General features: G+C 72.2%; 15 protein-coding genes and 1 tRNA gene. 8 read left to right on the top strand and 8 right to left on the bottom strand.

Features of this window, described 5'->3' with window-relative positions; translation table 11 throughout:
* Window positions 1–213 precede the first annotated feature (213 nt).
* Window positions 214–942, top strand: a complete 729-nt coding sequence (locus J2W21_RS00910) for a FadR/GntR family transcriptional regulator (protein WP_307112628.1) — start codon at window positions 214–216, stop codon at window positions 940–942.
* Window positions 943–958: 16 nt separating this feature from the next.
* On the top strand, window positions 959–1,915 hold the full coding sequence (locus tag J2W21_RS00905; RefSeq protein ID WP_307112627.1) for an alpha/beta hydrolase: 957 nt from the start codon (window positions 959–961) through the stop codon (window positions 1,913–1,915).
* Between the two features lie 97 nt (window positions 1,916–2,012).
* Here J2W21_RS00905 and J2W21_RS00900 read toward each other — a convergent pair.
* Window positions 2,013–2,086: transfer RNA gene (locus J2W21_RS00900), tRNA-Arg, on the bottom strand.
* A 294-nt stretch (window positions 2,087–2,380) separates the two neighbouring features.
* Between J2W21_RS00900 and J2W21_RS00895 the strand changes: the two genes are divergently transcribed.
* Window positions 2,381–4,204 carry a phosphoenolpyruvate carboxykinase (GTP) gene (locus tag J2W21_RS00895; protein WP_307112626.1) on the top strand — a complete coding sequence of 608 codons (1,824 nt, stop codon included), beginning with the start codon at window positions 2,381–2,383 and terminating at the stop codon, window positions 4,202–4,204.
* Window positions 4,205–4,352: 148 nt separating this feature from the next.
* Window positions 4,353–6,800, top strand: coding sequence for a PEP/pyruvate-binding domain-containing protein (locus tag J2W21_RS00890; protein WP_307112625.1), 2,448 nt, complete (start codon window positions 4,353–4,355; stop codon window positions 6,798–6,800).
* A gap of 105 nt (window positions 6,801–6,905) precedes the next feature.
* On the opposite strand, the gene J2W21_RS00885 is transcribed toward J2W21_RS00890, so the two are convergent.
* Window positions 6,906–9,593 carry an ATP-dependent Clp protease ATP-binding subunit gene (locus J2W21_RS00885; protein ID WP_307112624.1) on the bottom strand — a complete coding sequence of 896 codons (2,688 nt, stop codon included), beginning with the start codon at window positions 9,591–9,593 and terminating at the stop codon, window positions 6,906–6,908.
* Window positions 9,594–9,748: 155 nt separating this feature from the next.
* On the opposite strand from J2W21_RS00885, the gene poxB reads away from it, so the two are divergent.
* Together poxB and J2W21_RS00875 are read left to right on the top strand one after the other, a co-directional pair.
* Window positions 9,749–11,473 (top strand): ubiquinone-dependent pyruvate dehydrogenase, encoded by a 1,725-nt coding sequence (gene poxB, locus J2W21_RS00880; RefSeq protein ID WP_307112623.1) that lies wholly within the window; start codon window positions 9,749–9,751, stop codon window positions 11,471–11,473.
* A 76-nt stretch (window positions 11,474–11,549) separates the two neighbouring features.
* The gene (locus tag J2W21_RS00875) at window positions 11,550–12,158 is read left to right on the top strand and encodes an NAD(P)-dependent oxidoreductase (RefSeq protein WP_307112622.1); all 609 of its coding nucleotides are present in this window, start codon (window positions 11,550–11,552) and stop codon (window positions 12,156–12,158) included.
* 94 nt (window positions 12,159–12,252) lie between these two features.
* On the opposite strand, the gene J2W21_RS00870 is transcribed toward J2W21_RS00875, so the two are convergent.
* From J2W21_RS00870 to J2W21_RS00860, 3 genes are all read right to left on the bottom strand, one after another.
* A complete protein-coding gene (locus tag J2W21_RS00870; RefSeq protein ID WP_307112621.1) occupies window positions 12,253–13,473 on the bottom strand; it encodes a globin domain-containing protein in 1,221 nt (406 codons plus the stop codon).
* A 177-nt stretch (window positions 13,474–13,650) separates the two neighbouring features.
* On the bottom strand, window positions 13,651–14,103 hold the full coding sequence (locus tag J2W21_RS00865; protein ID WP_307112620.1) for an RrF2 family transcriptional regulator: 453 nt from the start codon (window positions 14,101–14,103) through the stop codon (window positions 13,651–13,653).
* 10 nt (window positions 14,104–14,113) lie between these two features.
* Window positions 14,114–15,049: a LysR family transcriptional regulator gene (locus J2W21_RS00860; protein WP_307112619.1), complete on the bottom strand. Its 936-nt coding sequence runs from the start codon at window positions 15,047–15,049 to the stop codon at window positions 14,114–14,116.
* 72 nt (window positions 15,050–15,121) lie between these two features.
* On the opposite strand from J2W21_RS00860, the gene J2W21_RS00855 reads away from it, so the two are divergent.
* Window positions 15,122–16,066: an EamA family transporter gene (locus tag J2W21_RS00855; protein ID WP_307112618.1), complete on the top strand. Its 945-nt coding sequence runs from the start codon at window positions 15,122–15,124 to the stop codon at window positions 16,064–16,066.
* On the opposite strand, the gene J2W21_RS00850 is transcribed toward J2W21_RS00855, so the two are convergent.
* From J2W21_RS00850 to J2W21_RS00840, 3 genes are all read right to left on the bottom strand, one after another.
* Entirely contained in the window at window positions 16,015–16,455 is a 441-nt protein-coding gene (locus J2W21_RS00850; RefSeq protein ID WP_307112997.1) for a hypothetical protein, read from the bottom strand. The genes J2W21_RS00855 and J2W21_RS00850 overlap by 52 nt on opposite strands.
* Before the next feature lie 2 nt (window positions 16,456–16,457).
* Complete coding sequence (locus J2W21_RS00845) at window positions 16,458–17,921, bottom strand: phosphomannomutase/phosphoglucomutase (RefSeq protein WP_307112617.1); 1,464 nt, start codon at window positions 17,919–17,921, stop codon at window positions 16,458–16,460.
* 147 nt (window positions 17,922–18,068) lie between these two features.
* On the bottom strand, window positions 18,069–19,775 hold the full coding sequence (locus J2W21_RS00840; protein WP_307112616.1) for a thiamine pyrophosphate-dependent enzyme: 1,707 nt from the start codon (window positions 19,773–19,775) through the stop codon (window positions 18,069–18,071).
* A gap of 101 nt (window positions 19,776–19,876) precedes the next feature.
* Between J2W21_RS00840 and J2W21_RS00835 the strand changes: the two genes are divergently transcribed.
* Entirely contained in the window at window positions 19,877–22,093 is a 2,217-nt protein-coding gene (locus J2W21_RS00835; RefSeq protein WP_373423047.1) for a RecQ family ATP-dependent DNA helicase, read from the top strand.
* Window positions 22,094–22,212: the final 119 nt, after the last annotated feature.

Here is a 22,212-nt window from a genome sequence, read left to right as displayed (position 1 = left end):
ATGCCTGTGGACTCCGGACCACGAGAATATCGGATGTGGGATGTCCGAAGTCAGGGTCCACTGTAAGGGCGGTCACAGGGGGCGTCAAGAAAGCCCCGGCCGCGTGCGGCGCTGCCCGGAGCGGTGTGCGACAAGACGTGGGACATCCGATATCATCAGGCGTAAGCACGGACACACGGTCCGCTGCAGACCTGACACTACGGGGAGAAGCCCATGGCCACGAGCAGCGCCGCACCGGCGGCCAGATTCAGTGCCCAGACGCGCCTGCGGGCGCTCCAGGCGGACATCATGGACCTCATCCTCGAGCGCGGCCTCGAGGCCGGTGACCCGCTCCCCACCGAGAGCGAGCTCGCCGCCTCGCTCGGCGTGGGCCGCAACACCCTGCGGGAGTCGCTCAAGGTGCTGCAGGCGCTGGGCGTGATAGAGATCCGCCACGGGTTCGGCATGTTCGTCGCGCCGAGCAGCTTCAATGCGCTCGCCGACAGCCTCTCCTTCCACGGGCGGCTCTCGCTGCGCCACGAGGGGCACGAGGCCCTCGAACTCGTCGACGTGCGCCAGGCGCTCGAGTCCGGGCTCGTCGGCAGCTCGATGGACGCCATGACCGAGGCCCAGCTCGCGCGCATCGAGGCCGCGGTGTCCGACATGGAGGCCGCCGCCGCACGCGGCGAGAGCTTCATGGACGCCGACGCACGGTTCCACCGGTGCCTGTTCGAGCCGCTCGACAACGAGCTGCTCCTGAACCTCATGGGCGTCTTCTGGAAGGTCTACCGCAAGATCCACCTCGAGGTGGGCCCCGAGAAGGCCAACCTGATCGAGACGGCCGCGATGCACCGATCGATCTTCGAGGCCGTGCGTGACGGCGACAAGGCCGCGGCGTCGGAGCTGCTCAACCGGCACTTCGACGGGATCCGCGGCCGGCTCGCCGAGTATCGCCACGCATAGCGGGCGCCGCATCGGCATGGACCGCGAGCTCGCCGCGGCGCTCCCCGGCCTTCCCGTCTACGGGTTCTCCGACCTCCCCCGGGCGCGCAGCACCGCCGAGCGCGAGTATGCCGCGCGGCCGCCCGTGCTCGCCGACGGGGTGGCCTTGACTGTCCACCGTGCCGTGCGCGCCGACGGCACGGGCCTCGAGATCCGCGTCTTCACGCCCACGCAGGGCCCGGGTGCGCCCCGGCTTGGTAAGGCCGGGCGCGCCGCGCGCGGCCGCGCCGCGCTCCCAGGGGTGCTCTACCTCCACGGCGGGGGATTCTGCACCGGTGCGGCGCGCTATGACGACGGCGTCGCGTCCGAGATGGCGGCCGCCGTGGGCGCCGTGGTGGCGAGCGTGGACTACCGGCTGGCGCCCGAGCACCCGTACCCGGCCGGACTCGACGACGTGGTCCTCGCGCTGCGCTGGCTGCACGAGGGGGCCGGCAGGCTCGGGGCCGACCCGGGCAGGCTCGCTGTGGTCGGAGACTCGGCGGGCGGCGGCCTCGCCGCAGCGCTCGCCCTGCACGCGCGGGACCACGGCGGGCCCCCGCTGGCCTTCCAGGCCCTTCTCGAGCCGGACGTCGATGACCGGCTCCAGACGCGCTCGATGCTCGAGGGCACGGACACGCCCGTGTGGTTCTACGACAACGCCCGGCGGAGCTGGCAGCACTATCTCGCGGGACGCCCTGCGGACCAGTACGCCGCCCCCGCCCGGGCCCGCGACTTCGCTGGCCTTCCGCCCGCGTACCTCACGGTCAACGAACTGGATCCGCTGCGGGACGAGGGGCTCGCCTACGCGGTCGGCCTCCTGGCGGCAGGGGTCTCGGTCGAACTGCACTGCTGGCCGGGCGCCTTCCACGGGTTCACCGCGGTGCGCGAGGCCGCGATCACCCGCCGGGCCGCCGACGGGCTCCACGGCGCGTTGCGCCGCGCACTGGGGGAGTGAACGCACTGGGACAGTGAACGAGGGCGGAGCTGCGCCGGCGAGATGCGTACCTGAAACGGAAGAAGGACCCGGTCGCGATGACCGGGTCCTTCGTGTGTGCGCCCAGAGGGATTCGAACCCCCGGCCTTCTGTTCCGTAGACAGACGCTCTATCCAGCTGAGCTATGGGCGCTTGCGTTGCCGTTCGGTGTGCTCCCACCCCGTTCGGCCTCGAATAACTTTACGCGAACACCCCGCCAACTCCAAATTGCCCGGGTGTGGCAGTCGCCACCGCCACGTGAAGCCATATTTGCTAGACCGGTCTACGTGACCTTCATCACTTAACCGGGATTGATCTCGCTGTTTATCCCCGGAAACACGCGATTTTCGGAAGCCATGCTCTCAAATCAGGGACTTTCGCCCCGGGTGGTACAGACCACCTTCCCTAGCATTGAAGGACACGCCGACCCCACCGAAGGAGACCGACATGGGCGAAACTCGTCTGCCGCTGCTCGCGGAAGCCCCCACCACGTACGAGCCCCTGCTCTCCTGGGTCGAGGACATCGCCGAACTGACGAGGCCCGACCGCATCCACTGGGTTGACGGCTCCGAGGCGGAGTACCGGCAGCTGACCGACGAGCTCGTCGCCGCTGGAACCCTCACCCGGCTGAACCCCGAGCTGTTCCCCAACTCCTTCGCGGCCTTCTCCGACCCCGCGGACGTGGCCCGCGTCGAGGAGCAGACCTTCATCTGCTCGCGCAACGAGCGCGACGCCGGCTTCACCAACAACTGGATGGACCCGGACGCCATGAAGGAGAAGCTCACGGGCCTCTTCGACGGCTCCATGCGCGGCCGCACCATGTACGTCATCCCGTTCGTCATGGGCCACCTCGACGCCGAGGACCCCAAGTTCGGCGTCGAGATCACCGACTCCGCCTACGTCGTGGCCTCGATGCGCATCATGGCCCGCATCGGCACCGACGTGCTGCAGAAGATCGAGGAGACCCGCGCGTTCTTCGTGCCGGCCCTGCACTCCGTCGGCGCCCCGCTCGAGGAGGGCCAGGAGGACGTGCCGTGGCCGTGCAACCCGGAGAAGTGGATCGTGCACTTCCCCGAGGAGCGCTCCATCTGGTCCTACGGCTCGGGCTACGGCGGCAACGCCCTGCTCGGCAAGAAGTGCTACGCCCTGCGCATCGCCTCCGTCATGGCGCGCGACGAAGGCTGGCTCGCCGAGCACATGCTCATCCTCAAGCTCACGAGCCCCGAGAACAAGGTCTACAACGTCGCCGCGGCGTTCCCGTCCGCGTGCGGCAAGACCAACCTCGCGCTCCTCGACCCCACCATCGAGGGCTGGAAGGTCGAGACCCTCGGCGACGACATCACCTGGATGCGCTTCGGCAAGAACGGCGAGCTCCGCGCGGTCAACCCCGAGGCCGGCCTGTTCGGCGTGGCCCCCGGCACCGGCTGGGGCACCAACCCGAACGCGATGCGCGCCATCGCCAAGGGCAACAGCATCTTCACCAACGTGGCCCTCACCGACGACGGCGGCGTGTGGTGGGAGGGCATGACCGAGGAGGTCCCCCGCCACCTCACGGACTGGCAGGGCAACGACTGGACCCCGGACGCCGACCGGCCGGCCGCGCACCCGAACTCCCGGTTCTGCACCCCGATCGACCAGATCGACATGCTCGCCCCGGAGTACTTCGCCCCGGACGGCGTCGAGGTCAACGCGATCCTGTTCGGCGGCCGCCGCAAGACCACCGTGCCGCTCGTGACGCAGTCCCGCAGCTGGGCCCAGGGCATCTTCTACGGCGCCACGCTCTCCTCGGAGACCACGGCAGCCGCCGCCGGCGCCGTCGGCGTCGTGCGCCGCGACCCCATGGCAATGCTGCCGTTCATCGGCTACGACGCCGGCGACTACCTCGCCCACTGGGTGCGGGTCTCCGCCAAGGCCAACCCCGAGAAGCTGCCCAAGATCTTCCTCGTGAACTGGTTCCGCCGCACGAGGGACGGCGGCTTCGCATGGCCCGGATTCGGCGACAACAGCCGCGTCCTCAAGTGGGCCATCGAGCGCATCGAGGGCGCGGCGGACGCGGAAGAGACGCCGATCGGCTTCGTGCCGACGCCGTCCAGCCTGGACCTCTCCGGCCTCGACATGACCGAGGCCGAGGTCGAGGAGGCCGTCCGCTTCGACCGCGACGAGTGGCTCAACGAGCTCCCCGGCCTCGAGGACTGGTTCGACCGGTTCGGCGGCTCGCTGCCGAAGAGCATCACGGCCGAGCTCGACTCCCTCAAGACCCGTCTCGCCTGAGACGGCCATGACCCCGGCGGTTTAGACGGCGCCGGTCTTTCGGGAGGGCTGCCCCGCTGCACACGGGGCAGCCCTCCCACCCCTTTTCTGAGGCCCACCTCCTGCTGCTGCCCTCCCGGTCCGGGGGATGCGGCGGTACGTTGAAGTGATGGACGACGGCGCCGTCTCACCTCTGGTCCTTCCCCTCGCCTCGGTGGGCGCCGGGGACCTGCCCGCGGTCGGCGGGAAGGGCGCAAACCTCGGAGAGCTGATGGCCGCCGGGCTCCCGGTCCCGGCCGGCTTCGCCGTGACGACGGAGGCCTACCGCGCCCACGCCGCCGCGGCCGGGCTCGACCCAGCGGCGGCCGCGGCAGATCCCGCCCGCGCCCGCGACCTCCTGACCCGCACGCCCCTCGACTCCGCTGCCCGGCACGAGATCGCGGCGGCACTGACGGACCTCGGCCCCGAGGGGACGCGCGTGGCCGTCCGGTCCAGCGCGACGGCGGAGGACCTGCCCGGCGCCGCGTTCGCCGGGCAGCAGGACACCTTCTTGGACATCGCCGGCGCCGACGACGTACTCGACGCGGTGCGCCGCTGCTGGGCCTCCCTCTGGACCGACCGCGCGGTGGACTACCGGAAGCGCCAGGACATCGACGAGCGCGAGGTCGCGATCGCCGTCGTGGTCCAGCGCATGGTCCCGGCCCAGGCTGCCGGGGTGCTGTTCACGGCCAATCCGCTCACGGGGCGCCGCGATGAGCTCGTGGTGGACGCGGCCCCAGGCCTCGGGGACGCGGTCGTCTCGGGCGAGGCCACCCCAGAGCACCTGGTCCTCGGGCGCGACGGCGCCGTGCGTTCCGTCGCACCACGGTACGAGGGCGCGCCCCGCGTCCTCTCCGACGCCGCGGCCGCACAGCTGGCCGCCCTCGCAGTCAGGGCCGAGCGCCACTTCACCGGCCTCGCTGGGGAGGAGACGCCGCAGGACATCGAGTGGGCGCTCGCAGAGGGGCGGATCAGCCTCGTCCAGGCACGCCCCATGACGGCCCTCCCGCCCGAGCCGCCGGAACTGGACCGCGTCCAGCGGACGGTGGGCCCCTTCTTCCTCGAGATGTTCGCCGTCCGGCCGCATCCTCTGGACGTCACCGGATGGCTCGCACGCGGCGTGCTGCCGATGCTGCACCTCATGGCCGGCAGCGTCGGGGTCCGCTTCCCGCCGCTCGGGCAGGTGATCCGGGAGCGCGACGGCGTTCCGCTCCAGCTCGTCCCGCCACGGCCCAGGCCGAGCCTGCTCATGGTCGGCGCGCCGCTCTCCGTGGCCCGCAGGATGCGCCGGTACGACGTCCGGCGGTGGACCTCGGACCCGCTCCTGGCCGAGTTCGACTCCGCCATCGCCCGACTCGAGGCCGAGGACCCCGCGGCGCTGCCCTGGCCGGCCCTCGTGCGGCGCGTCGACCGCTGCAACGCCGCGCTCGAGCCGATCGCCCGGATCCGGGTGCGCTATCTGCCCTCGGCCTTCGTCCCCTTCGCCCCGCTGCGGCTCCTGCTCGCTGCCCTCGGGCTCGGCCAGCTCGCGTCGCCGCTCGTCGCGGGCGAGAGGACCCGGACGCGAGACGGCAACGACGCGCTCGAGGCGCTCGCCGGCGTCGTCCGCGCCGATCCGGAACTGGCCCACGCGGCGGCCGTGCTCGGCGCCGCCGGGTTCCTCCGCGCCGTCCGGGACCGCCCGGAGTTCGCCGGCTTCGCGGCGGAGCTGGACGCTTTCCTCGCCGAGTACGGGCACCGCGAGTCCGTCAGCGTGCTCCTGGCGACGGCGCCCACCTGGCGCGACGACCCCACTCCCGTCGCCGCGATCCTGCTCTCCCTTGCGGCGGCGCCGCCGGGTGCCCCGCCGCCGGACCGAGCCGCGGGGGCCCTCGCGGAGCTCCTCGCGCACCCGCTCCTGCGGCCGCGGCGCGCTGCGGAGGCTGCGCGGGCGGTGGTCGGGGCCTGCCGCCGTGGGATCGCGTTCCGCGAGGACACCCACTTCCAGGCCTGCCGGGTGCTGCCCCCGCTGCGCCACACGTTCCTCGAGCTGGGCCGCCGCCTCACCGAGGTGGGCGCCCTCGCCGCTCCTGAGGACGTCTTCCACCTCCGCTTCGAGGAGCTGGAAGCCCTCACGGATCCGGTGGTGATGGACGACGCCGAGGCCGCCCGGGTGCGCGGCCTCGCCGCCCGCAGGGCGCGGCTGAGGCGGGAGTACGGGGGCGTGCCGATGCTCGACCCGGGCCTCTTCGCCCCGGCCGGTGGCGCCGCCACGGGCGGTGCCCTGCTCACGGGGACGCCAGCGAGCGGCGGGGTCGCGGAGGGCCCGGTGCGGGTGGTGCCCGGGCCCGAGGCCTTCGCTTCGCTGCGGGCCGGCGAGGTGCTGGTCTGCCCCAGCACGAACCCCTCGTGGACGCCGCTGTTCGCCCGGGCGGTGGCCGTGGTCGTGGACACTGGCGGCCTCGGGTCCCACGCCGCGATCGTCGCGCGGGAGTACGGGGTGCCGGCGGTCATGGCGACGGGGCACGGCACGTCCGTGCTGCAGGACGGGCAGCGGGTCAGGGTCGACGGCACCCGGGGCCGCGTCGACCCCCTGTGACAGTTGAGGGGTCATGTCCCTGCCTTGAGGGGTCAGAACACAGCGATGAGGGGTCAGGTCCTCTTGAGACCTGACCCCTCAACGCGGGGACATGACCCCTCACCGTCAGGCGGCGGGGGCCGCCCCGGCGAGGTCGGGGACGTCCGCGCGGACGGTGAGCACCGCGCCGTCGTGCGCGCTGTCACCGAACGGCGCCCCGCCGTCCGGCGCGGAACCCGACACGCCCACGGTGACCCGGCCGCCGTCGGCGACCGCCCCGGTGACGAGCAGGTCCGCAACCCGGTCCTCGAGCTCACGCTGGATCACGCGCCGCAACGGGCGGGCGCCGAACTCGGGCTCGTAGCCGCGGTCGGCGATCCAGTCCACCGCGGCCTCGTCCACGGCCAGGGCGATGCCCTGCGCCGCGAGGCGCGCCTCGGTGCCCCGCAGCTGCAGGCGGACGATGTCGTGCAGCTGCTCGCGGGTGAGCTTGCGGAACAGCACGATCTCGTCGATGCGGTTGAGGAACTCCGGCCGCATGGTCTCGCGCAGGCGGCCCATGACCCGGGCGCGCAGCTCGGTCTCGGAGGGCCCGCCCTCGGCGCCGCCGGCCGCGAAGCCCAGCGCCGCGCCGCGGGTCGCGAGGAACTCGGAGCCGAGGTTGCTGGTCATGATCACCACGGTGTTGCGGAAGTCCACCGTGTGGCCCTGGCCGTCGGTGAGCCGCCCGTCGTCGAGGACCTGCAGGAGCAGGTTGAACACGTCCGGGTGGGCCTTCTCGACCTCGTCCAGGAGCACCACGGAGTAGGGGTGCCGGCGGACGCGCTCCGTCAGCTGCCCGGCCTCCGAGTAGCCGACGTACCCCGGAGGGGCGCCGACGAGCCGCGAGATGGTGTGCCGCTCGCCGAACTCGCTCATGTCGAAGCGCACCATGGCGGACTCGTCGCCGAACAGGGACGCCGCGAGCGTCTTGGCGAGCTCGGTCTTGCCCACGCCGGTCGGGCCGAGGAACAGGAAGCTGCCCACGGGGCGGTTGGCGTCGCCGAGGCCGGTGCGGTTGCGCCGGACCGACTTGGCGATCACCGTGACCGCGTCCTCCTGCCCCACGACGCGCTCGTGGAGCTCGTCCTCGAGGCGTGCGAGCCGTTCCCGCTCGCCCTCGGTGAGGCGGGCCGCGGGGATGCCGGTGGCGCGGGCCACGACCGCGGCGATGTCCGCCTCGCGCACGACGGCGTCCGGCCGGCTTCCGCCCGCGTCACCGCCTTCCGCGGTGGCGGCCAGGGGCGTCCCGGTGGCCTCGGCCTCGATGGTGGCGGCGATGGCGTCGATCTCGTCCCGCAGCCGGGAGGCCTCCTCGTAGGCCTCCCGGGCGATGGCGGCCTCCTTCTGCGCTGTCAGCTCGGCGACCCGGGCCCCGAGGGCCTCGAGGTCCACGCGCGGGCCGCGGGCCAGGCTCAGGCGTGCCCCGGCCTGGTCGATGAGGTCGATCGCCTTGTCGGGCAGGTGCCGGTCCGTGATGTAGCGGTGTGAGAGCTCGACCGCCGCGCGGATCGCGTCCTCGGCGTAGGTGACGCCGTGGTGCTCCTCGTAGCGGTCCTTGAGCCCCTCGAGGATCGCGACGGCGTCCTCGACGCTCGGCTCGCCGACCGTGACCGGCTGGAACCTGCGCTCGAGGGCGGGGTCCTTCTCGATCTTGCGGTACTCGTCGAGGGTGGTCGCCCCCACGAGGTGCAGCTCGCCGCGGGCGAGCCGGGACTTGAGGATGTTCCCGGCATCCATGCCGCCCTCGCCGCCGCCCCCGGCGCCGACCACGGTGTGGATCTCGTCGACGAACGCGATGATGTTCCCGTCCTCGGCGATCTCGTCCATGGTCTTGGTCAGGCGCTCCTCGAAGTCGCCCCGGTAGCGGGTGCCGGCGAGCATCGCGGGCAGGTCGAGGGAGATGACGGTCGTACCGGCGATCTGGGCCGGGACGTCCCCGGCCGCGACGGCCTGGGCGAGGCCCTCGACGATCGCGGTCTTGCCCACGCCGGCCTCCCCGATGAGCACGGGGTTGTTCTTGGTCCGGCGGGCCAGGATCTCGATGGCCTGCTCGATCTCGGCGGCGCGGCCGATCACGGGGTCCAGCCGTCCCTCGCGGGCCAGGGCCGTCAGGTCCGTGCCGAACTGCTCGAGCATCGAGTCCTTCTTGCGGCGTCCCTTCTGGGCGGCCGTGGCACGCAGCGGGCGCTTGGCAGCGCGCGGCGAGGGGCCGGCGTCGTCAGCGGGGTCCGCGGCGGCAGGGGAGGACTCGCCGTCCTGCAGCGACTGCGGGGTGACCCCGGCGGCCGCGAGGATCTGGCCCGAGGCGGCGTCCGAGTTGAGCACGAGGGCGAGGAAGAGGTGCTCGGGGTCGATGTAGGTCGAGCCGACCGAGCGGGCCACCTTGTAGGCGTCCAGGAACGCGTGCTGGGCGCTCGTGGTGAGCGAGGGCATCCCGTCGGCCTCGTTCAGGTCGCCGCCCACCGTGCCGGGCAGCCGCTCCTCGGCGGAGGCGGCGATCTCGGCCGGGTCAGCGCCGGCGTGCGCGATCATCGCGGCGACCTGCTCCGTCTCGGTCAGGGCGCGCAGCAGGTGCAGGGCATCCACTTCGCGGTGGCCGTGCTCCCGGGCGTAGCGGCCGGCGGCAGTGAGGACCGTCTGGGTCCCGCGGCTCACGAGCCTGGTCATGTCGATGGGGCGTCCAGGCCGGCGAGCGCCCTGGCCCTGCAGGTAGCGGGCGAGGAACTCGTCGAAGGAGCCATTGCCGGCGGCGGGGCCGAAGAAGAGTGGCATCAGTTGTCCTCCGAGGGAGATCTGGTGGTGGCGTCGGAGCCGGTCGGGCTACAACGGTAGAAGTTGAGTGACTTACGCTCAAGTTCAACACTGTGGCCCACGAGATATTCCCGAGGGGTATCCGCGCTCTGCGCCACGCCAGTAGGTTGAGGACCATGACGACCATCGCGCAGAACATCGTCGAGACCCTCGCAGCCAACGGCGTCCGCCGTGTCTACGGCCTCCCGGGCGACTCGCTCAACGGCTTCACCGACGCACTCCGGGCCACCCCGAGCATCGAGTGGGTCCACGTGCGGCACGAGGAGGCTGGGGCGTTCGCCGCTGCGGCCGAGGCCGCACTCACGGGGGAGATCGCCGTCTGCGCCGGCTCCGCGGGCCCGGGGAACCTCCACCTCATCAACGGCCTCTACGACGCCAACCGCTCCCGCGTGCCCGTCCTCGCGATCGCCGCCCACATCCCCAGCACCGAGATCGGCTCGAACTACTTCCAGGAGACGCACCCGCAGGAGGTCTTCCGCGAGTGCAGCGTCTACGCCGAGCAGGTCACCGACCCCGCGCAGATGCCGCGCATCCTCGAGATCGCCATGCGCACGGCGGTCGAGAAGCGGGGCGTCGCGGTGGTGGTCCTGTCCGGCGACGTGGGGCTGACCTCCATGAGCTCGGACCGGGTCACCGTGGTGCGCCGGGCCCGGCCGCGGGTAGTGCCCAACGACGCCGAGCTCCGCGAGGCGGCCGCGATCCTCAACGCCGCCGGCAAGGTCACGATCCTCGCCGGCGCCGGAGTGGAGGGCGCCCACGACGAGGTCGTGGCGCTCGCGGACGCGCTCGCCGCGCCGATCGTCCACGCCATGCGCGGCAAGGAGTTCATCGAGTACGACAACCCGTTCGACGTCGGCATGACCGGCCTGCTCGGCTTCTCCTCGGGCTACCGCGCCATGGAGGACTGCGACGCGCTCCTCATGCTCGGCACCGACTTCCCCTACCAGCAGTTCTTCCCGTCGAAGGCCAAGGTCATCCAGGTCGACCTCCGCGGCGAGCAGCTGGGCCGGCGCGTGCCGCTGGACCTCGGCCTCGTCGGGGACGTGCGGGACACCGCGGCGGCGCTCCTCCCGCTCGTGCCGCGCAAGAAGCGCCGCACCCACCTCGAGTCCTCGCTCAAGCACTACGCGAAGGCCCGGTCCAAGCTCGACGACCTCGCAACCCCCACCAAGAAGGGGCAGCCGCTGCACCCGCAGTTCGTCACCCGCACCCTCGACCGGCTCGCCGCCGACGACGCGGTCTTCACGGCGGACGTGGGCACGCCCGTCATCTGGGCGGCCCGCTACCTGACCATGAACGGCCGACGCCGGCTGGTCGGCTCGTTCACGCACGGCTCCATGGCGAACGCCCTGCCCCACGCGATGGGCGCCCAGGCCGCGTTCCCGGGGCGGCAGGTCGTGGCGCTCGCGGGCGACGGCGGCCTCTCGATGCTCCTCGGGGAGCTCCTGACCATCGTGCAGAACCGGCTGCCGGTGAAGCTCGTGGTGTTCAACAACGCCTCCCTGAACTTCATCGAGCTCGAGATGAAGTCCGTCGGGTTCGTGAACTTCGGCACGGGCCTGGACAACCCGAACTTCGCGGCGGTGGCCCAGGCGATGGGCATCAAGGGTGTGCGGGTGGACGACTCCTCCCAGCTCGAGGCAGGCCTCGCCGAGGCGCTCGCGCACGACGGGCCGGCGCTCGTGGACGTGGCCACGATGCGCGAGGAGCTCGCGATGCCGCCGACCATCACCGCGCAGCAGGCCGGCGGCTTCACGCTGTACGCGCTGAGGACCGTGCTCTCCGGCCGCGGAGACGAGGTGCTCGACCTCGCCAAGGCGAACTGGCGGCGCGTGCTCTAGGGCGGCCCTGCCGGCGGAATAGGGCCGGGCACCGGGGGCGTTGGGACGGTTGTACCGTCAAGTTTTAGGAGCCCTCATGAAGATTGCCGTCTACGGAGCCACCGGAATGGTAGGGACCCAGATCGTCGCCGAGGCCGTGCGCCGCGGCCACGAGGTGACCGCCATCAGCCGCAAGGGGACCCCGGTGGAGGGGGCCGCCGTCGTGCGCGCCGCCGAGCTCGCCGACACCGCCGCGTTCCGCGAGATCGCGGACGCGAACGACGCCGTGGTGCTGGCGACGGCGCCCGACCGCACCGGCGGCCCGCGGGAGCCGTACGTCGACGCGCACCGCGCCATCGCGGCGGTGCCGACCACCGCCCGGCTCTACCTGGTAGGCGGCTTCGGCGGGCTCTCGACCCCGGACGGCACCCGCATCAAGGACACCCCGGGCTTCCCTGCCGAGTACAAGGGCGAATCGGACGCGGCCTTCGCCGCCTACGAGGCCCTGCGCGACGCCGGCACCGACCTCACCGCCCAGGCCCCCGCGGCGGTCATCGCCCCGGGGGAGCGCACGGGCGCGTACGTCACCGCGGTCGGCGTGCCGGCCGCGGGCGAGACGATCTCGTCACAGGACTTCGCCGTCGCGGCGCTGGACGAGCTCGAGCAGCCCCAGTTCCGCGGGAAGTTCTTCACCGCCGCCAACTGACGCTGGCCGCACCTGCGCGTCGAGCCGCCACCCAGATGCCTTCCAGAGCGCAGGGTGGCGGCTCGACGCCGTCTTGGGAAGTCTGTGCCGGGGCTCAGTTCGCCGAGGCGAGCCAGAGGTCGGGGCCGAAGACCTCGTAGTGGATGTTCGTGGCCGGGATGCCCTTGGCGATGGCCTGGGAGCGGACCTTCTGCATGAAGGGCAGCGGGCCGCACAGGTAGACGCTCGCGTCCTCGGGCAGGTCGATCTCCGCGAGGTTCATGAAGCCCTCGTGCGTGTCGAGCCGCGGCGACGCGCCCACGGATCCCGCGCCGACAGCGGTCAGCTCCGGCTGGGCCTGCTCGAGCCAGACCGCCAGGTGCGCCCCGTCGATCTTCTCCACGTCCCGGAGCATCTGGTCGGAGAGCGCCCACGTGTCGAGGCTGCGGTCGGCATGGAGGGCGATGACCTCGCGGCCCGAGCCGTTGGTGGCCAGGGCCCGCAGGATCGAGGCGGCCGGGGTGCAGCCGATGCCGGCGGTCGCGAGCACGAGGGGGCCGTCGCCGTCGTCCAGCGTCACATCTCCGTACGGGTTGGAGAGCTCGACGACGTCGCCCACCTGGATCTTCTCGTGCATGACCGGGGAGACCTCGCCGCCGTCGTTGAACTTCGTGGTGATGACGCGGCGCTCGGTCGACTCGGCGTCGGCGGAGAGCGTGTACTGGCGGGCCTGGAGGAGGCCGTCCGCGACCGGGACGCGCACCGAGACGAACTGGCCGGGCTCGCCCGGGGTGACCGGGGTTTCGTCGGCGGGCTCGAACACGAACGTCATGGTGGTCGGACTCGCCGGCGTCTTCTCCACGACCCGCCACGGCATCCACATCTTGGTGTTGGCCTGCTTGGCGTAGAGGCCCTTCTCGATCTTGACGAGGGCATCCGCCATGAGCCAGTAGACCTCGGTCCAGGCGGCGGCGACCTCGTCGGTGACGGCCTCGCCGAGGTCCTCGGCGATGGCCTCGAAGAGGTACTTGTAGACGATCTGGTACTGGTCCTCGGTGATGCCGAGGGAGGTGTGCTTGTGGGCGATGCGGCTCAGGACCGCCTCGGGCAGGGTGTCCGGGTTGGTGAGGAGGTGGCTCGCGAACGCCGCGATGGCGCCGGCGAGTGCCTGGCGCTGGGTGCCGTTGGCCTGGTTGGCCCGGGAGAAGGTCCCGTTGAGGAGCTCCGGATGCGCGGCGAACATCTTCTGGTAGAACAGCGGCGTGATCTCGCCGATGCGGCTGCCGACCAGGGGCAGGGTGGCTTCGATGACGGGGCGCGCGGTATCCGAGAGCATTGCGACTCCTCAAGCGTGGGGCTGGTCCCCGCGGCGGGGACTTGGTTATTCGGCATCTGTGATGCTGAATTAACTCCAGTTTTCTACGTCGCGTAGAAAATGGCAATTCGACGGAGTGTGGGGGTGGTCACACGAATCCTGCGGCCGGATTCGGTGTTAGAGGTGGTCTGCGGACGGTCAGGCCGCGGGGGGCCGCAGCCCGATCTGCACGAGCACGGGGTCCATCTGGCGCTCGTGCGGCAGGGAGGCGACCACGACGCCGTCGAGCTCGCGGTAGAAGGCCTCTCGGGCCCGGCGGAGGGCGCCGCGCAGCCCGCACTGGAAGTTCAGTGGGCAGGTGCCGTTGGGGGTCTCGCAGTCTGCGAGGTCTGCACGGGTGTCGAGGTCGCGCAGGACGCCGCCCACGGTGGCGGTGCGCCCCTTGGCGCTGAGCTGGACGCCGCCCGCGCGCCCGCGGGTCGCCTCGAGGTAGCCGAGCTCGCGGAGCCGGAGGACCGCCTTGCTGACGTGGTTGTAGGGGGTCCCGACTCCCTCGGCGATGGTGCGCGTGGCGAGCGGGAGGCCCGAGTCATTGGCGGCCAGGAGCATGAGGGCGCGCAGGCTCACATCCTCGAAGGCCGTCATGCGCATGGCGGATAGTCTACGCGCCGGTTTCCCCCGGCGCCGAGCCGGTCGGAACGGCGGCGGCAGCCGCCTCGTGGAGCAGCCGCACGAGCAGTTGCACGCCGGGACTCGCGGCCATGGTCCGCCGGTACGCCGCAGAGATCACGCGGCGTGGCCGCTCGCCCGTCACGGGCCGTGCCACGACGGTGCTCGGAAGCGGGGGCCGGCCGAGCCTCGGAACCAGGGCCAGCGCCACGCCCTCGCCCGCGAGGGCCACGTGGGTTGCGAAGTCGGGATCGGTGAAGGCGATGCGCGGCACCGCGCCCTCGGCCTGGAACAGGCGCATGAGGGCCTCGTGGCAGATCGCACCCTTCGGGGTGGCGCACCAGGTCTCATCGAGCAGGTCTCGGCGGTCGAGCGCGGGCCGGTCGGCGAGCCTGTGCTCACGGGGGAGCACCACGTCGGCCTCGTCCTCGCACAGCTGTTCGACCCTCACCTGCGCCGGGATCTCCAGCGGGACGGAGTTCCAGTTGTGCACGACCGCGATGTCCGCCTCTCCGTGCGCCACGAGGGCGACGGCGTCGACCGGGTCGACGCTCGTGACGTCGAGGCGCGCCCGTGGGGCCTCGTCGCCGAGCCTGCGCGCCACATGCCCGAACAGCGCGCGGGTTGCCGTCGAGAACGAGGCGACCGAGAGCGTCCCCTGCGGCGCGTCGCCGGCCGTGAGCATCGCCTCGACCCGCTCGAGATCGGCCAGCAGCCGCGAGCCGTGCTCCACGAGGGTCCGTCCGCGCTCCGTCAGCAGGACGCCGCGGCCCTGCCGCTCGAGGAGCGCCGCCCGCGACTGCCGCTCGAGCTTCTTGATCTGCTGCGACACCGCGCTCGGGCTGAAGCCGAGAGCGTCCGCCGCGGCAACGACCGAGCCGTGCCGCTCGACGGCGGCGAGCGACCGAAGCGCCTGGAGGTCGATCATGAAGAAAGCGTAGATGATTTCATGCAGGAATCAACGCTGGTACTGCATGGTCGCGGCCCGGATGATGGAGGGGTGAAGCCCCGCCACGCCGCCCTCGCCGTTCTCGTCGCCGTCCTGTGGGGACTGAACTTCATCGCGATCGAGCTCGGGCTCCGGGACGTCCCGCCGCTCGCCTTCGTCGCGCTGCGGTTCGCCCTCGTGGCCTTCCCCGCCGTCTTCTTCGTGAAGAAGCCGGACCTTCCCTGGCGGGTGATCGCAGGGGTCGGGATCTTCATGAGCGCCGGGCAGTTCGGCCTCGTCTACCTGGCCATGCACCTCGGGATGCCCGCCGGACTCGCGCCGCTCGTGCTCCAGAGCCAGATGCTCTTCACGATCCTCCTCGCCGCGGCGGTGCTGCGGGAGCGGCCGACGGCGGCGCAGCTCGCCGGGGTGGGGGCCGGCGTCGTCGGCCTCGGCTTCGTCGCGGCCGGGCGCGGGGCCGTGGCACCCCTCGGCCCGCTGCTCCTCGTGGTCCTCGCCGGCCTGTCATGGGGCATCGGCAACACGATCTCGCGCGCCGCCAAGGGCACGTCGGGACTCGGGCTCGTCGTCTGGTCCGCGCTCGTGGTGCCCGTGCCGATGCTCGCGCTCTCCGCCCTCGTCGACGGGCCTGCGGCGCTGCTCGGCGCGCTCGGCCACCTCACGCTGCCCGTGTGGCTGAGCACGCTCTTCACCGTGGTCCTCGCCTCGCTGGTCGGATACTCGGCGTGGAACACGCTGCTCGGGACGTACCCGGCCGCGGCCGTGGTCCCGTACACGCTGCTCGTGCCGCCGGTCGGGATGGCCGGGGCGTGGCTGGCCTTCGGCGAGGTGCCCGAGCCGCTCGAGCTCGTGGGCGGCGCCGTCCTGCTGGCCGGCGTGGCCACGGCCGTCTTCCGCCGCCGCTCTCAGAAGGTGAGCCCCAGAGGCGGACCTTCAGAAGGCCTTCAGAAGACCGTGGCCTCGTGGCCGTCCGGCTCGAGCGCACCGAACGCGTAGCCCTCCGCTGTCAGCTCGTAGGGGACGACGGCGGCCATCACCCCGCCGCCACGGTGCTCGGCGGCGCCGTGGATGCCGTCGGAGCCGCCAGGGCCGTGCTCGGGGAGGTGCACGTCCGAGGCGAACGCCACGGCCTGGCAGCCGTCGCGGCCCTGGCGGAGGAGCTCGAGGACGTCGGCCATCATGGTCTCGGCGTCGTAGTCCCCGTCCGTTCCGGCCTCGGGCGGCGTGACCATGACGAGCCGCAGCTCACCTTCGAGGTCGAGGGTCACGCCGAAGGGCAGGAAGCCGCCGTTCTGCTCGAGGTGCTCCTGGGCCAGGCCCAGCGCGGTCCCGAGCACTTCGCGCAGCTGGGCCTGCTGGGTCTCGAGCGGGATCTCCTCCGGCATGGTCACGCCCGCACGATCGCGAGGACGGTGTCCTGGATCGATTCGAGGGTCTCGCGGTCCTTGGCCTCGCCGTTGAAGCGCAGGAACGGCTCGGTGTTGGACGGGCGGAGGTTGAACCACCACGAGCCATCCGCGGCGGAGAAGGTGGTGCCGTCGAGCTCGTCGATCGCGACGTCGTCGCCCTCGTACTCCTCGCGGACGCGGGCAACGGCGGCGGCCTTGTCCTCGATCTCGGAGTTGATCTCGCCCGAGGCCACGTACGGCTCGTACTCGGCCGCGAGCTCGGAGAGCGGGCCCTCCTGCTCGCCGAGAGCTGCGAGGACATGCATTGCGGCGAGCATCCCGGTGTCGGCGTTCCAGAAGTCGCGGAAGTAGTAGTGCGCCGAGTGCTCCCCGCCGAACACCGCGGACTCCTCGGCCATGACGGCCTTGATGAACGAGTGCCCCACGCGCGTGCGGACCGGCCGGCCGCCGTCGTGCTGGACGAGCTCGGGCACGGCCCGGGACGTGATCAGGTTGTGGATGATGACCGGCTCGGCCTCGCCGGCGGCCTTGGCCCGGGCGATCTCCCGGCGCGCCACGAGCCCCGTGATGGCCGACGGGGAGACCGGCTGGCCCAGCTCGTCGATGACGAAGCAGCGGTCCGCGTCGCCGTCGAACGCGAGCCCCAGGTCCGCGCCGTGCTCCACGACGGCCTTCTGCAGGTCGCGCAGGTTCTCCGGCTCGAGCGGGTTGGCCGGGTGGTTCGGGAACGTCCCGTCCAGCTCGAAGTACAGCGGGACGATCTCAAGGGGCAGGGCGGCCAGGAGCTGGTCGCCGAGGACGGCCGGCGTGGTCATGCCCGCCATGCCGTTGCCGGCATCCACGACCACCTTGAGCGGCCGGACCCCGGACAGGTCCACGAGGCCGCGCAGGTATGCGGCGTAGTCGGCCAGGATGTCGCGCTGGGCCACCGACCCCGGCTCGGCGACCGCGGGCACAGCGGGGGCGCCGCCCTGGCCGGCCGCGAGGTACGCCTCGGCGGCGGCCTGGACCTCCTTGAGCCCGGTCTCGGAGGAGACCGGCTGCGCACCGGCCTTGGCCATCTTGATCCCGTTGTACTGTGCGGGGTTGTGGCTGGCCGTGAACGTCGCACCGGCCGCGCCGAGGGCGCCGCACGCGTAGTAGAGCTCGTCGGTCGAGATGAGGCCCAGCGTCACGACGTTGCCCCCGCGGGCCGCGGCGCCCTTCGCGAACGCGGCGATGAACTCGGGCGAGGACGGGCGCATGTCGCCGCCCACGAGCACGGTCTTCCCCGCGAGGCCCAGTACGTCCACGAACGCCGCCCCGACGGCCTCAACGACGCCCGCGTCGATGGTCTCGCCCACGATCCCGCGCACGTCATAGGCCTTGAACGAGGCCGAGAGGTCGATGGAGGGCCGGGCGCTGCCGGGCAGGCTGGATGCGGCGTTCACGTTGCTGGTCACGGGCTTGATTCTACTGGCGGGCTCCGACACTGCAGGGTCGCGGCGCGGGGCGGCCAGAAAGCACGACGGCGAGTTCCCCACCCGAGTGGGGAACTCGCCGTCGTGCGTCGCCTCGCCTGCGGCCCGCCTGCGGGCTCAGCAGGGGGCTCAGTAGGCCTTGACGCGCTGCTCCACGATGAGGTGGATGAGGGCGAAGGTGCCCTCCTCGTCGATCGCGCGCAGGGCGGCGTCGAGCGCGGCCGGGACGTCGGCGTCCCTCTCGACGCGCACGCCGAAGCCGCCGAAGGCCTGGGCCATGAGGGCGAAGTCCGGGTTCTTCAGCTGCGTGCCGGAGATGCGGTGGGGGTAGTGGCGCTCCTGGTGGGAGCGGATGGTGCCGTACTCCTGGTTGTCCATGACGACCACGAGCGGGGTCGCGCCGTACTGGGCGGCGGTCGCGAGCTCCTGGCCGTTCATGAGGAACTCGCCGTCGCCGGCGATCGTGACCACGCGGCGCCCCGGGTGCGCGAGCGAGGCGGCGATCGCAGAGGGCACGGAGTAGCCCATCGAGCCGTTGCGGGCGCTGATCATGGACGCGTACCGCTGGGTGGGGAAATAGCGGTGGGCCCAGTTGGTGTGCTCGCCGGCGCCGAGGGTGACCATGGCGTCCTCGGGCAGGGACGGGACGAGGTGGGCCATCAAGGTGTCCATCCGCGCGGGCCCGTCCGCCGGGGCAGCCGGGGGGAGCGCGGCGAACTTCTCCTGCTCGCCGCGCATGCGCTCCGTCCAGGCCTTCCACTGCTCGCGGGCGGGCAGGTTCATGAGGATGAGGTCGCGGACGAACGAGTCGGGCTTGGCCACGATCTGGTGGGAGACCGGGCCGGAGCGCCCGCGCAGGGACGGGTCGATTGTGACGAGGAAGTTCTTCTTGGCCCAGTCCTGGCGCACGAGGAAGCCGTCGGTGATGACGTCCCCGGGCACGGTGCCGACGAACACGAGGAGGTCGGTCTCCTCGAGGAGGTTGTAGGTCGGCTTGGGGCGGCCGTAGCCGATGGGCCCGACGTAGGAGGGGGAGTCGAACGGGATGGTGCCCTCGCAGCGCCATTCCGCGGCGGCGGGGATGCTGTGGTCCTCAAGCCAGTTGGTCAGGGCCGTGGCCCCCTCCTGGGTCCAGTCGTTGCCGCCGACGACGAAGAGCGGCTTCTCCGCCTGGGCCAGGGCGGCCTTGAGGGCCTTCCAGTCGCTGACGGTCATGCCGCCCTCGGCGACGGGGATGACCGGGTGGATCGTCGCGTCGATCTCCTGCTGGATGATGTCCTCAGGCAGGCCCACGACGACGGGCCCGGGGCGGCCGCTCATCGCGGCGAACATGGCCTCGGCGACGATCTCGGAGGCCCGCTCGGCGTGGTCGAGGACCATGACGCGCTTGGCGCCCGTGTCGAACCAGGACTTGATGTCGAACTCCTGGAAGGCCTCGCGGTCGCGGTGGGCGAACGGGATGAGGCCCACGAACAGGACCATCGGGGTCGAGTCCTGCCATGCGGTGTGCAGGCCGACGTGGGCGTTCGCGGCGCCGGGGCCGCGGGTGACCATGGCCACGCCGGGGAGCTGGTTCATCTTGCCATCGGCCTCGGCCATGTAGGCGGCGCCGCCCTCGTGGCGGCACACGATGGTCTCGATGTCCGCTCCGTGCAGTCCGTCGAGGACGTCCAGGAACGACTCGCCCGGGACGACGTACGCGCGCTTGACGCCGTGGGCTGCGAGGGAGTCGACGATCACGTGCCCGGCGGACTTGCGCGCGGGCGCGGTGGGTGCGGACTGGCCGGACTCGGCCGGGTGGAGGGCATCAGAAAGGGGCGGCACCGTTGCCGTCATGTCACGTTCCTTCTCGTTGGCACTGAGATGCCCTTACGGTATCGGGCCCGCTGGGCCCGCGGGGCCGTGAAGTGTCGGAGGTCACGGCCATACTGGAAGGCATGGCAGGCAGCGCGCGTGAAAGTGTCCATTCAGCGGAAAGTGTGACGGACCGTGACGTTCCGCCCGGAGGCGCGGGGATCGGGGATCAGCAGCTGCGGGCGGAGGCGCTCGCGGTGCTGCGCAGCCTCGTGGGCACCGAGGCGGCGGACTTCCACCCGGGGCAGTTCGAGGCGATCGAGGCGCTCGTGGCCCATCACCGGCGCAGCCTCGTGGTGCAGCGCACGGGCTGGGGGAAGTCCGCCGTGTACTTCGTCGCGTCCCTGCTCCTGCGCGCCCGCGGCGCCGGGCCCACGCTCATCGTCTCCCCGCTCCTGGCCCTCATGCGGGACCAGGTGGCGGCGGCGGCGCGGGCGGGAGTGCGCGCCGTCGCCATCAACTCCGCCAACCGGCTCGAGTGGGACGAGGTCCACGCGGCGCTCGAGGCGGACGCGGCGGACGTGGTGCTCATCTCGCCGGAGCGGCTCACCAACCCCTCGTTCCGTGAGCAGCACCTGCCCGAGCTGATGGCGCGGACCGGGCTGCTCGTCGTGGACGAGGCACACTGCATCTCGGACTGGGGGCACGACTTCCGGCCCGACTACCGGCGCATCGCGGCCCTCATCGACGAGCTGCCGGGCTCGGTGCCGGTCCTCGCCACGACGGCCACCGCCAACGCCCGCGTGGTCCACGACATCGAGGAGCAGCTCGGCTCCGATGTCCTCACGCTCCGCGGCCCGCTGGGGCGCGAGTCCCTGCGGCTCGGCGTGCTGGCGCTGCCGGACGCCGGCCATCGCCTCGCGTGGCTCCTGGCCCACCTCGAGGGGCTGCCGGGCAGCGGGATCATCTACACGCTCACGGTCTCCGCCGCCGAGGACACCGCCCGCATCCTCTCCGAGGCCGGCCACCGGGTGCTGGCCTACACCGGCAAGACCGACACCGAGGACCGCGAGCGGGCCGAGCAGCTGCTCAAGGACAACGAGGTCAAGGCGCTCGTGGCCACGAGCGCGCTCGGCATGGGCTTCGACAAGCCGGACCTCGGGTTCGTCGTGCACCTGGGGGCGCCGTCGAGTCCCGTCGCGTACTACCAGCAGGTGGGCCGTGCGGGGCGAGGCGCCGCGAACGCGGACGTCCTCCTCCTGCCCGGCCCGGAGGACCGCGACATCTGGCGCTACTTCGCGACCGCGTCGATGCCGGACCAGGACAAGGCGCAGGCCGTGATCGCAGTGCTGGCCGAGGCCGGCCGCCCCCTCTCGACGGTGGCCCTGGAATCTGCAGTCGAGTTGCGCCGCACCCAGCTCGAGCTGCTCCTGAAGGTCCTCGCCGTGGACGGGGCGGTCGAGCGGGTCGGGGGCGGCTGGCAGGCCACCGGTCTGCCGTGGGAGTACGACGCCGAGCGGTATGCGCGCATCGCCGAGGCGCGGGTCGCGGAGCAGGACTCGATGGTGGTCTACGAGCAGACCGCCGGGTGCCGCATGGAGTACCTCACGAGCGTGCTCGACGACGACACCGCCGCCCCCTGCGGCCGCTGCGACACGTGCGCCGGGCGGTGGTTCCCGGACGACGTCGACCCCTCCCTCCTCGAGCGCGCCGGAACCCAGCTGCGCCATGCGGGCATCCCGATCGAGCCGCGCGCGCAGTGGCCCTCGGGCATGGACAAACTCGGCGTGGGCGTCAAGGGCAGGATCGCGGCGGCGGAGCAGCTCACCGAGGGGCGGGCGCTCGCCCGCCTCACCGACCTCGGCTACGGGGGCCCGCTCAGGGAGCTCTTCGCCGCGGGAGCGCCGGACGCCGAGGTCCCGCCGGCGCTGGCCCGGGCCTGCGTAGAGCTCCTCTCGGCGTGGGCCCGCGGCGAGTCCGCGGCGGGGCCATGGAGCGGCGCCGGGCGGCCCGCCGCCGTCGTGAGCGTGCCCTCGGCGACACGTCCGCGTCTCGTCGACTCGCTCGCGCGCGGGATCGCCCAGGTGGGGCGCCTGCCGTATCTGGGCGCGCTCGAGCGCACGGACGCCGCTCGAGCCGGCCAGGGCGGGGGGAACAGCGCGTTCCGCCTCGCCGGGGTCTGGGAGGCGTTCGCCGTCGGTCCCGCTCTGCGCCAGGAGCTCGTCGGGATCGCGGGGCAGCCGGTGCTCCTCGTGGACGATCTGGTGGACAGCCGGTGGACGGTCACGGTGGCCGGCCGCCTGCTGCGTCAGCAAGGGGTCGGAGCCGTGCTGCCCCTCGCGCTCGCCCAGGCGGGGTAGGCGCGCGATGCGGCCGGCAGCCGACCAATGTGACACGCCCCACGTCACAGGATGATCACGGATTGATCACGGTTCGGTAGGCTAGGTCGCAAGAGAACATCTGTGACTTAGACGAAAGG

It is taken from the genome of Sinomonas atrocyanea, assembly GCF_030811715.1.
Classification (GTDB): domain Bacteria; phylum Actinomycetota; class Actinomycetes; order Actinomycetales; family Micrococcaceae; genus Sinomonas; species Sinomonas atrocyanea_A.
Note: the sequence above shows the minus strand (reverse complement) of the source record. Positions and strands in the feature narration are given on the sequence as shown.